Here is an 11,754-nt window from a genome sequence, read left to right on the forward strand (position 1 = left end):
AGGTCAGCGGCGCCCCGAGCGCAAGGCTGGCCCAGGCGGCGTAGTCGCACACCCCGGTAGAGAACTGCGAGCCGTCGATGGCGGCCATTACCTGTTCAGTCATGTCTTGCTCCTCGATCCCTTTAGTGTCCACCCATGAGCTTCTCGACGGCGGCAGGGTCGTCATGGATGGCATAACGGTCGACGATGGTGGCGCTGGCTTCGTTGAGGCCGATCATTTCCACCTCGGTGCCTTCGCGACGGAACTTGATCACCACACGGTCCAGGGTCTGCACCGCGGTGATGTCCCAGAAGTGGGCGCGGGACAGATCGATGGTGACCTTCTGCACGGTTTCCTTGAAATCGAAGGCGTTACCGAAGCGCTCGGAGGAGGCGAAGAACACCTGGCCCACCACCTTGTAGATTCGACGACTGCCATCGTCGGCTTCTTCGGAGCCGATATAGAGAATGTTGCCCACCTTGTTGGCGAAGAACATCGCCGCCAGCAGCACGCCGACGAAGACCCCGATGGCCAGATTGTGCGTGCCCACGGTAACGGCCACCGTGGCCAGCATGACGATATTGGTGCTCATGGGGTGCTTCTTGAGGTCGCGAATCGAGGCCCAGCTGAACGTGCCGATGGAGACCATGATCATCACCGCCACCAGTGCGGCCATGGGGATGAGCGATACCCAGTCGGAGAGGAATACCACCATCATCAGCAGAACCACACCAGCGATCAGCGAGGAGAGCCGGGTCCGGCCACCGGATTTGATGTTGATCACCGACTGGCCGATCATCGCGCAGCCGGCCATGCCGCCCAGCAGGCCGGAGCCGATGTTGGCGATACCCTGCCCCTTGCACTCGCGGTTCTTGTCGCTCGGCGTGTCGGTCAGGTCGTCGACGATGGTAGCGGTCATCATCGACTCCAGCAGGCCCACCACGGTGAGCATGACGGAGGTCGGCAGGATGATCCACAGCGTCTCGAGATTGAGCGGCACGTCGGGCCACAGGAACACCGGCAGGGTATCGGGCAGCTCGCCCATGTCGCCAACGCTGCGAATGTCCATGCCGGAGAGCAGGTAGACGGCGGTGAGCACCACGATGCACACCAGCGGCGAGGGAATCGTCTTGCCGATCTTGGGTACATAGGGGAAGAGATAGATGATCCCGAGCCCGGCGATGGTCATGGCATAGACGTGCCAGGTCACGCCGGTGAGTTCGGGCAGCTGAGCCATGAAGATCAGGATCGCTAGCGCGTTGACGAAGCCGGTGACCACCGAGCGCGAGACGAAGCGCATCAGCTCGGCCAATTTCAGATAACCGGCAGCGATCTGAAGTACGCCGGTGAGCAGGGTCGCGGCGAGCAGGTACTCGAGGCCGTGGTCGCGCACCAGGGTAACCATCAATAGTGCCATGGCCCCGGTGGCGGCGGAAATCATACCCGGGCGCCCGCCGGTGAAGGCAATGATCACGGCGATGCAGAAGGAGGCGTATAGCCCGACCTTGGGGTCGACGCCGGCAATGATGGAGAAGGCGATTGCCTCGGGAATCAGGGCCAGCGCGACCACGATGCCGGCGAGGGTGTCGCCCTTGATATTGGAGAACCACTCTTGCTTGATGGATCGGAACATTCTTTGGTCCAGTGGTTGAAGTGTCATGCCGACAGGGCCAAGCCTGTGGCGGATCAGGGGTCAAGTCACACGTTTACGGAGACCGGCGTCCAAGAGACACAGTCGAATGAGCGTTGCGAAATCGGCGTGAAAGAAAACAGGTCAAGCAGCCCGGAACATCATCACGATGTCGAGCGGTGGTGTGCCGAGGACGGCATCACCCGAGGAGAGGGAACGCTAGGGCGGAGTGGCCAGCCCGGTCAGAGGAGTCAGCATGTTGCGTTGGGTCCAAGTTCAGGTCAGTCGGCTCGCCGGGGCACGATTGCGTGCCGACGTTCCGAAAAGAGGGGCGCATTTTAGCAGAGTCGATGCAGCGCTGCACCTCAAGCGCTGAGACGCCGCTCGATGCGACGCTCGTAAAGCCCCTTGGTCAGCAGGGTGCCGAGTATCAGACTGCCTCCCAAAAGCGCCACTGGTGCCGGGCGTTCGGCAAGGATCCACCATACCCACAGCGTTCCCACCACGACCTCAAGCAGCATCAACAACCCCACCTCGGCGGCAGGCAGATAAAGCGGGCCGCGCTGTATCAGAGTGAAACCCAGGGGCAGCAGAACCAGACACAGCAGGCCCAGCAACAGCAAACTGCCCGCTGGCGGCGGCGCAATGCCGTCGCCGACCAGAGCGAACAGAGCCGCCGTCGCGGCCACCATCAATCCGGAGAACGTCAGCATGGGGCTCATGTCGACGCCTGGACGGGTACGGCAGAGGGTGAAGTTGGCCGCCAGCGCCGTTGCCGCCAACAAGGCAAAGCCGTTGCCGATCCAAGAGCCCGCTCCGGCATCGTCCAGCACGATCAGTGAGGTCCCGAGCAGACACAGCCAAATGGCAAGCCAGGTGCGCCGTGGCAGCCGCTCGCCGAGAAACAGTCTGGAGAGCAGCGCAGCGATGAGTGGCGCCCCGGCCAGGATCATCAGTACGTTGCCGCCTTTGGTGTATTGATTGCCGAGTACGAAACCGAAGGTGGATAGGCTGAACAGCAGCGCCACGCCGAGCCCGGTCCAGCCGCAGCGGCGATAGGCGGCAAAGGTGCCTGCGCCGTGGCGAACCAGCATGATGATGAGGAACCCCAGCGCAGTGAGCAGCCCACGCCACAGCAGGATCTCACTGTCGGGCAGGCCGATCAGCTTGATCATCAGCGCATCTGGCGAAATGATCAGCGCGCCGCCGCCGGTCAGCAGCAGACCCTGCTGGCGATGAGCAAGTGAGTGGAACAAGGCGACCTCGGGTCAGTCAGGTCGCCTCAGCATGCCATGCCCGAGCTGCATGGCACCAATACTTCACCCCTCTCCCAGGTCATCGGGCCGGCCAGTCGCCGCCTCTCTCGCTTCATCTCTCGCCTTGGCTGCCGGGGACGCCTTGAGATGCCGGAAAGCCTCCATGATGTCCATCGGTAACGGGAAGAAGATGGTCGAAGCATTCTTGTTGCTCATGTCACTCATGGTTTGCAGATAGCGCAGTTGCAGCGCAGCGGAATTCTCGGCCATGACGTTGGCCGCCTCGACCAGCTTCTTGGACGCCTGCAGCTCGCCTTCAGCGTGTATCACCTTGGCACGACGCTCGCGCTCGGCCTCGGCCTGGCGGGCAATGGCGCGGATCATGCTCTCGTTGAGATCGACGTGCTTGATCTCGACGTTGGACACCTTGATACCCCACTGCTCGGTCTGGGCATCGATGATCTCCTGGATGTCATCGTTGAGCTTGTCCCGCTCAGAGAGCATCTCGTCGAGATCGTGCTTGCCCAACACCGAGCGAAGCGTGGTCTGAGCCAGCTGACTGGTCGCGACGGTGAAATTCTCCACCTGGATGATCGCCTTTTCGGGATCGACCACGCGAAAGTAGAGCACTGCATTGACCTTTACCGTGACGTTGTCCTGGGAGATGACGTCCTGTTCCGGCACGTCCATGGTAATCACACGTAGATCCACCACGTTCATCTGCTGGATGCCAGGTAGGACAATGATGAGCCCCGGCCCCTTGACCGCCTGAAAACGACCGAGAAAGAAAATCACGCCGCGTTTGTACTCCGGCAAGATGCGAATCGACGCGGCGAGTAGCATCAATACCAGCACTACCGGAACAAAGTATTCGAGCATCATTAGCACTTCTCCTGGGTGTATCGATCACTCCGTTGTGGATGGAGGCCGATTGGTCGGCTCGACCTTGAGCGTAAGCCCCTCGACTGCCACTACGCGAACCTGCTGACCTCGGCGTAGCGCAGCGCTGCTGCGGGCATTCCAGCGCTCGCCTTTCAGGCGCACATGGCCTTCGTTGCGAAAATCCTCTGCCGCCACGCCCAAGCTGCCGATCATATGCTCATGGCCAATGCGAGCCGGGCGGCGGCGAAGCCCGGTAAAGCGAACCATCACCCACAGCATGAGCCCTGCCGCCACCAGTGCAACACCGCCGATCATGGGTAGCGAGACGGCCAGTTGATCGGAGTCCATCAGCATTACCGAGCCGATGACGAAGGCAACGATCCCGCCCATACCGAGAATGCCGAAGCTCGGCATCAACGCCTCACCGACGATGAGCGCGAGCCCCACCACGACCAGTGCCAGACCGGCATAGTTGATCGGCAGCAGTTGAAAGGCGAACAGAGCGAGCAGCAGTGAAATCACACCGATGGTGCCCGGCACCAGGGCGCCCGGATTCGAGAGCTCGAAGATCAGACCGTAGAAGCCGATGATCATCAGGAAGTAGGCCACGTTGGGGTTCGTGATCACCTGCAGGAACTGGGTGCGCCAGTCGGGATCGAAGCGCTCGACGGTTAAGTTGGCGGTGTCGAGAGTACGCTCGCCTCGCTCCATCACCACCTCGCGACCGTCGATCTGCGCCAGCAGGTCATCGATGTCACTGGCGACGACATCGATCACGTTGAGCTCGAGCGCCTCACGCGAGGTCAGATTGACTGCCTCACGTACCGCTTCCTCTGCCCAATCGGCGTTGCGATCATGCCGCTCGGCCAGCCCGCGGATGTAATAGACCGCATCCTCCAGAACCTTACGCTCCATGGCGGTTTCGCCGCGGCGGCGTGTGTCGGCCGGTTCCGGGTCTTCGCCATTCGCTGCTTCTTCGTTGGCTCCATCGGCTGCCGGTTCGGCCTCGCCATCGGCCTCCCCGCCGTTGCGCTCCTCGGACCTGGCATCACCTTCCTCGCCGTCGTCCATGCCGGGAAAGCCGCCCCCCATTTGCACGGGTGTGGCGGAGCCCAGATGCGTCGAAGGGGCCATGGCGGCCACATGGCTGCCGTAGAGCAGATAGGTGCCTGCGCTGGCGGCACGTGCCCCGCTGGGAGAAACATAAATAGCCACGGGAACCGGCGAGGAGAGCATGGCGCGGATCATGCTACGCATGGTGGCATCGAGCCCGCCCGGGGTGTCCATTTGCACGATCACCAGTTCGACATCGCGTTCAGCCGCCTGGCGCAAGCCACGCTCGAAGTAGTCGCCCGTGGCCGGTCCTATGGCCCCATCCACCGTCATGACCAGGGCGATGCGCTCGCTCTCCTGGGCCTGACTCTGCCACGCCAGCAGGCCACTACCTGCCAGCAGGAAAAACAGGCTGAGCCACAGCACAAGGCGACGAAAGAAGGCGACACGGCGCACGCTCATGATGACCTTTCCTCGAGTCGTGATGAGGGTATGCTTGGTAGACCGGCTGCTGTTTCAGCACCTTCTGAAATCAGGTTAGCAGGCAGAACCGAGAAAGCCGAACCCGCCACCTGGCCAGCGCAGGAGTTATCGACGATGCGGACTCGCCCTTTAGTCTCCGCCATAGCCCTCTCATTGAGCATATCGCTTCCGGCAGTGGCCGGCCCATGGCAGCAGGTCGTCGACGAAGCTCGTGGCCAGAGCGTCTACTGGCACGCCTGGGCGGGGGATACGCGGGTCAACGACTACATCGAGTGGGTGAAGCGGCGGGTTCGGGACGAGCATGAGATCGAGCTCGTGCACGTCAAGATCGATGACACCGGCGCCGCCGTCTCCCGGGTCCTGGCCGAACGCAGCGCAGGCAACCAAAACGACGGTAGCATCGATCTGATCTGGCTCAACGGCGAGAACTTCGCCGCCATGAAAGAGAACGATCTGCTGTTCGGTCCATTCGCCGAGCTACTGCCCAACTTCGCCCTGACGTTTCCCGAACACAATCCCGAGGTGGTGACCGACTTCACGCTGCCCACGGAAGGCTATGAGTCGCCTTGGGGCAAGGCACAGCTCACCTTCTATTACGACGCTGCCGAGCTTGGAGAAGCACCGCCGCGCAGTATGGCTGACCTGCTCGACTGGGCCGAAGCCAACCCGGGGCGCTTCACCTACCCGCGCATTCCCGACTTCCTCGGCAGCACCTTTCTCAAGCAGGCACTCATCGCCCTGGCCGACGATAGCGATGCCCTCTATGAGCCAGTGGCGCAGAGCGACTTCGAGTCCGTCACGGCACCGCTGTGGAAGTATCTCGACACCTTGCACCCGCACCTGTGGCGCAGCGGCCGGCAGTTCCCCGCCAACGGTCCCGAAATGCGACGCCTGATGGCCGATGGCGACATAGCTCTAGCCTACACTTTCAATCCGGCGGAACCGGCTGCCGCCGTGGACGACTTCGAGCTGCCCGAGTCGACCCGCAGCTACGTGCTCGACGGCGGCACCCTGGGCAACGTGCATTTCGTCGCCATCCCGTTCAACTCCCCACGTAGTGCAGGCGCCATGGCCGTGGCCAATTTTCTGCTCTCCCCCGAGGCCCAGGCACACAAGCAGGACATCTCGGTATGGGGCGACCCCACCGTACTCGACGTGACGCGCCTCGACGCCGAGACCCGCTCGCTCTTCGAGCAGGAACGCGACAACCCTGCCCTGCTGCCACCGGAGGCGCTGACCGAGACCTTGCCGGAGCCACACCCGAGCTGGATGACGGCACTGCAGGAAGCCTGGCAGGCGCGCTATGTCGGGCGTTAGGAAGCAAGAAAATGACAGCGAGCACTGATCATCGGCCACACCTGACGAAAGGTGCCAGGCTCTGATGCTACGTCTTGCCCCAGTGTTGATCGTCACGCTGCTGGTCGGTCCGATTCTTGCCGGGCTCGTCATGGCGCTGCTGCCGGCATTCGGTTACCTGCCGGCACTGGGCGGGCATGCGTTCAGCCTGGACCCCTGGCGCCAACTCTTCGCCCAGCCCGGTCTGGCCCGTTCAGTGGGGGTCAGTTTCGCCAGCGGCCTGGCCACCACCGCCATATCGCTCGCCGTGGTGCTGCTGTTCCTGGCCGGGGTATCGGGCAGTCGGCTGGATCGCTGGATTCGGCGAATGGTCTCGCCGCTGCTGTCGATCCCCCATGCCGCCGCAGCTTTCGGCCTGGCCTTTCTGATCGCGCCCTCCGGGCTGTTGGCCCGGCTGATCTCGCCGGAGCTGAGCGGCTGGGAGCGTCCGCCCGATGCGCTGATCGTTCAGGACCCCTGGGGGCTTTCGCTGATGGCCGGCCTGGTGATCAAGGAGATCCCGTTCCTGCTGCTGATGGGCCTCGCAGCCCTGCCCCAGCTCGACCCTGAACGGCGCGTGGCCATGGCCCGTTCATTGGGCTATCGTCCCACGATCGCCTGGCTCAAGGTCGTGCTGCCGGCGCTCTATCCGCTGATTCGTCTGCCGGTCTTCGCTGTCATTGCCTACGCCACCTCGGTGGTCGACGTGGCGCTGATACTCGGCCCTACCCTGCCGCCGACGCTGGCGGTATCGATCCTCACCTGGTTCAACAATCCCGACCTGAACCGACGCTTCATGGCTTCGGCCGGCGCCGTACTGCAGCTCGGCATCACGGCCTCGGCGCTTCTCGCCTGGTGGTGTCTGGAGCGCTTGGTCGCCTGGCTAGGGAGTAAATGGCTCGTTCATGGGGGACGCGGAAAAGGCGAACGGCCGCTGCGACTGGCAGGCAAAGGGTTGATAATGCTCGCCACTCTCATCGCATTCGTGGGGATCGCCAGCCTGGCGCTCAATTCTGTCGCCGGCTTCTGGCGTTTTCCCGATACCCTTCCCCAAGGGTTCACCAGCGCTCACTGGCTACGAGTCCTGCCCACCCTGTCGGGACCGGTGACCTCGACGGTGCTGATCGCGACCATCGCCACGCTCATGGCACTGGCGCTGACACTGGCAGCACTGGAGAACGAACAGCGCACGGGACGCCATCCGGCACAAAGCCGCGTGTTTTCGGCGCTGGGGTTGCTCTATCTGCCACTGATCGTGCCGCAGATCGCCTTCCTTTTCGGGCTGGTGGTGGTCATGGAGTCGCTGGGCACACGCCCCACCCATGCGCTGGTAATCTTCGGCCATCTGCTGTTCGTGCTGCCCTATGTGTTCCTGTCGTTGTCGGAGGCCTATCGTCGCTTCGATCCGCGCTGGTCACAGCTGGCACTGAGTCTCGGTGCTTCGCGCAACGGCATCTTCTGGCGGGTGCGACTACCGATGCTGCTGGCGCCGATGCTCACCGCAGTCGCCGTGGGTCTGGCCGTCAGCATCGGCCAGTACCTGCCCACCCAGCTGCTCGGTGCCGGCCGAGTGCCGACAGTGACCACCGAGGCGGTATCACTGGCCGCCGGAGGCAATCGCCGGGTGATCGGCGTGTGGGCGATGGTTCAGGCCATCCTGCCGCTGGCAGGTTTCATCATCGCCGTGGGGCTGCCACGGCTGCTCTGGAGAAATCGACGCGACATGAGGGGGTCACCATGAATGCAGGCCACCGCCTGGTGCTGGACGATGTCCGCATCGGATTGAAAGGCAGCCCGCTGCTCAAGCTCGATGCCGAGATCGGACCCGGTGAGGTGGTAACCGTGATGGGGCCGTCAGGAGCGGGGAAATCGACGTTGCTGGCCTACCTGGCCGGATTTCTGGCCCCCGCCTTCCAGGCCACCGGCCGGGTACTGCTTGACGAGCGCGACATCACCCGGCTACCGGCGGAGCGTCGCGGCATTGGACTGCTGTTCCAGGACCCACTGCTGTTCCCGCACCTTTCGGTGGCCGGCAACCTGCGCTTCGGCATGCCGCCTACCACGCCCGACAAGGCCGCACGGGTTGAGACGGCGCTGGCGCAGGTCGGCCTTGCCGGCTTCGGGCCCCGCGACCCGGCCACCCTTTCCGGAGGCCAGAAGGCGCGAGTGGCACTGATGCGCCTATTGCTCTCCGAGCCTCGTGCCGTGCTGCTCGATGAGCCCTTCTCGAAGCTCGACAGGCAGCGACGCCACGAAATGCGCCGGCTGGTCTTCGACAGGCTGCGCGAAGCAGGCCTGCCCAGCCTTCTGGTAACGCATGATCGCGAGGATGCCGAAGACGCGGGCGGCCGGGTTATCGAATTGAATCATTGAACCGATACTTGAAAACTGGGCGCGAACTTCCTTGATTCTACCCAAGAGCGCTCTAACACTTTTTAATGGGTTCTTGTCGAAACAGGTATTAGTATTTTAATGACGAACAACCAACATACAAATCCACAGCAATCGGATAACAACCATCTATCTTTCCGCACAAATAATTACATGACCGTAGAAAGACTGCATGCGTACATTGCCAATGTGACTCAGCTTTTCGGGTTGTGTCGTATCGCAGAGCCATCAATCATTTCAATAATTTAAAAAAACCACCTATAACGAAAGACGCATTTCGAATGAGAGCCCGGAAACCATCCATTTCATGAGGACTTGACATAGGTTAGTGCTTTTTCCATCCAACAAAGATAGCTTCAATAGTCTATAACTAGACAAATAAGAGACATCGCTTTCCGTCGGTAAAGGTCAAGGATACGGCTCATACCGGAAAGATCGCTGTGTATAGCATTGTCTGGCCATGCCACAACAAGGAGGGTTGTCATCATGGGCAATGTGGCACTGAAGGGTATCGGTTCCGATGCAGCCGTGGCCCGTCGAAGTCGTGCGATCACTTCGACGTTGGCTGATATCACACTCAACGATGCCCTGCGAACCAGGCGGGACGTGACTCCTCCCAAGCGGGGAGACGATGGCTCACATCCATCGCAGCGGGTGCTGTTCGTTACCCCCGAAATTGCGGATTTCGTCAAGGTGGGCGGGCTTGGTGACGTTTCTTCGGCACTTCCTCGTGCGCTGGCGTGCCATCACGACATTCGCATCCTCATTCCAGGCTACCGAGAGGTGCACCACTCGGGGCTTGAACTCCGCCGCGTCGGCCAACTCCCGGCCCACGCCGAACTGCCGGCCTGTGAGATAGGCGAGCTTACCTGTGCCGATGGCATGGTGATCTACGTACTGCTCTGCCCCGAGCTGTATGAGCGTGAAGGCGGCCCTTATGGTACCGGACCGGGTGGCTACGGCGGAAACGGCTGGGATGACAACGACATACGCTTTGCCAGGCTGTCGCTGGCTGCTGCCGAGATCGCTGCCGGTCGCGCCGGGCTCGACTGGCAGCCGCAGCTCCTGCACCTCAACGACTGGGCATGCGGCCTGGCACCCGCCTACCTGCACTGGCGGAAGATCAACGTTCCCAGCGTATACACCATCCACAATCTGGCCTACCAGGGGCTCTATGATAGAAGCCGCTGCACGGCCCTGGGAGTTCCCGAGAGCGCCTTCCACATCGAGGGGGTCGAGTACTACGGCAAGTTCTCGTTCATGAAGGCCGGGATCGTTTACGCCTCGCATGTCACCACGGTCAGCGCAACCTATGCCCAGGAAATCACGACGCCGGAGTTCGGCTGTGGTCTGGACGGCCTGCTGCGCTGCAAGGCGGAGCAAGGCAAGCTCAGTGGTATTCCCAACGGCATCGACGACTCCTGGGATCCGCGCACCGACGCCCACCTGGTGCAGGCCTTCTCGGCCAATGATTGGCGAGGCAAGCGCGCCAATGCCGACTATGTTCGCCATCGCTTCGGTCTGGCCCCCAGCGCGGGACCGCTGTTCGCCATGATTTCGCGCATGGTGCACCAGAAAGGGGTCGACCTGGTCATAGAGGCGGCCCCGAGCATCATCCAGGCGGGTGGGCAGATAGTCTTCATGGGCAGCGGCGAGCGTCGTGTCGAAGCGCAGCTGAACCGCCTGGCCGAACGTTATCCAGGCGCCATCGGCACCTATATCGGCTTTGAAGAAGATGAGGCCCGCTGCATTTACGCCGGTAGCGACTTCCTGCTGATGCCGTCGCGCTTCGAGCCCTGCGGACTCAGTCAGATGTATGCCCAGCGCTTCGGTTCGCTGCCCATTGCGCACCGTACCGGTGGACTCGCCGATACCATCGAGGACGGTGTCACCGGCTTCCTGTTCGATGGGGTCAGACTATCGAGCTTCATGCAGTCGGTTCAGCAGGCCTTTTCGGTCTATCACTCCACCGAGCTGTTCTACGCCATGCGCCGGGCCGCCATGACCGGACGTTATCACTGGCGCCAGTCGATCGCTCCCTACACGCAGCTCTATCAGCAGGCTTGCGCTGCGACAGGCTTGGAGGCACGAGCAGCAGGATGAATGAAGCGCAGCGTTTCCAATACGGTTTCGGCGCACAGGTCCTGGGGCCGCAGTGGACAAGCTTTTCGCTCTGGGCGCCGAGCGCCGGCCGGGTCGATCTGGAGGTGGAAGGCTTGAAGCCCCTCACCATGACCCATGCCGGCGAGGGCCGCTTCATCGGTGAGGCACGCTGCGATCATGGCGCCCGCTACCGCTTTCGTGTCTACCTCGACGATGCGCCCGAGGGCATCTCGGTGCCCGACCCCGCTTCCCGCGCCCAAGAGGGCGGCATCGACGGTCCGAGCCTGGTGATCGACCCCTACCAGCACCCCTGGCGGCATGCCGACTGGCGAGGCCGGCCCTGGCATGAAACCGTGCTCTACGAGGTCCACCTGGGCTCCATGGGCGGACTGGCAGGGGCGCGAGAACTGCTGCCCTACCTGGCCGAACTCGGCGTCACGGCAGTCGAGCTGATGCCGGTGGCAGCGTTTCCGGGCAAGCGCAACTGGGGCTACGACGGCGTGCTTCCCTACGCCGTGGATGAAGCCTACGGCGCCCCGGATGCGCTCAAGGCCTTCATCGACGATGCTCACGGCCTCGGCCTGATGGTATTCCTCGATGTGGTCTACAACCACTTCGGCCCCGACGGCAACTATCTACCA

The 11,754-nt window shown here is 62.3% G+C and carries 9 protein-coding genes and 1 pseudogene; 5 read left to right on the forward strand and 5 right to left on the reverse strand.

Translation table 11 applies throughout. The features are described from left to right. From AC2VNO_RS10310 to AC2VNO_RS10330, 5 genes and pseudogenes are all read right to left on the reverse strand, one after another. Nucleotides 1-103, reverse strand: a pseudogene (locus AC2VNO_RS10310) (universal stress protein); the annotation flags it as partial. A 19-nt stretch (nt 104-122) separates the two neighbouring features. Continuing rightward, complete coding sequence (locus AC2VNO_RS10315; RefSeq protein WP_486934047.1) at nt 123-1,613, reverse strand: SulP family inorganic anion transporter; 1,491 nt, start codon at nt 1,611-1,613, stop codon at nt 123-125. Nucleotides 1,614-1,975: 362 nt separating this feature from the next. Beyond that, a complete protein-coding gene (locus AC2VNO_RS10320; protein ID WP_486934048.1) occupies nt 1,976-2,866 on the reverse strand; it encodes a DMT family transporter in 891 nt (296 codons plus the stop codon). A gap of 63 nt (nt 2,867-2,929) precedes the next feature. After that, complete coding sequence (locus AC2VNO_RS10325) at nt 2,930-3,748, reverse strand: slipin family protein (RefSeq protein WP_486934049.1); 819 nt, start codon at nt 3,746-3,748, stop codon at nt 2,930-2,932. Between the two features lie 24 nt (nt 3,749-3,772). Further along, nucleotides 3,773-5,263, reverse strand: coding sequence for an NfeD family protein (locus AC2VNO_RS10330; RefSeq protein ID WP_486934050.1), 1,491 nt, complete (start codon nt 5,261-5,263; stop codon nt 3,773-3,775). Nucleotides 5,264-5,398: 135 nt separating this feature from the next. On the opposite strand from AC2VNO_RS10330, the gene AC2VNO_RS10335 reads away from it, so the two are divergent. The 5 genes from AC2VNO_RS10335 to AC2VNO_RS10355 all read left to right on the forward strand — a co-directional run. Further along, nucleotides 5,399-6,601, forward strand: coding sequence for an ABC transporter substrate-binding protein (locus AC2VNO_RS10335; protein WP_486934051.1), 1,203 nt, complete (start codon nt 5,399-5,401; stop codon nt 6,599-6,601). Nucleotides 6,602-6,665: 64 nt separating this feature from the next. Continuing rightward, nucleotides 6,666-8,360, forward strand: a complete 1,695-nt coding sequence (locus AC2VNO_RS10340) for an ABC transporter permease (RefSeq protein ID WP_486934052.1) — start codon at nt 6,666-6,668, stop codon at nt 8,358-8,360. Continuing rightward, nucleotides 8,357-8,992: an ATP-binding cassette domain-containing protein gene (locus AC2VNO_RS10345; protein ID WP_486934053.1), complete on the forward strand. Its 636-nt coding sequence runs from the start codon at nt 8,357-8,359 to the stop codon at nt 8,990-8,992. The genes AC2VNO_RS10340 and AC2VNO_RS10345 overlap by 4 nt, the downstream gene beginning before the upstream one ends. A 504-nt stretch (nt 8,993-9,496) precedes the next feature. Further along, on the forward strand, nt 9,497-11,113 hold the full coding sequence (gene glgA / locus AC2VNO_RS10350; protein ID WP_486934054.1) for a glycogen synthase GlgA: 1,617 nt from the start codon (nt 9,497-9,499) through the stop codon (nt 11,111-11,113). Continuing rightward, the coding region (locus AC2VNO_RS10355) for an alpha-amylase family glycosyl hydrolase (RefSeq protein WP_486934055.1) at nt 11,110-11,754 on the forward strand (645 nt) is incomplete at its 3' end. The genes glgA and AC2VNO_RS10355, both read left to right, overlap by 4 nt.

This window comes from Halomonas sp. TH-94, assembly GCF_057473365.1.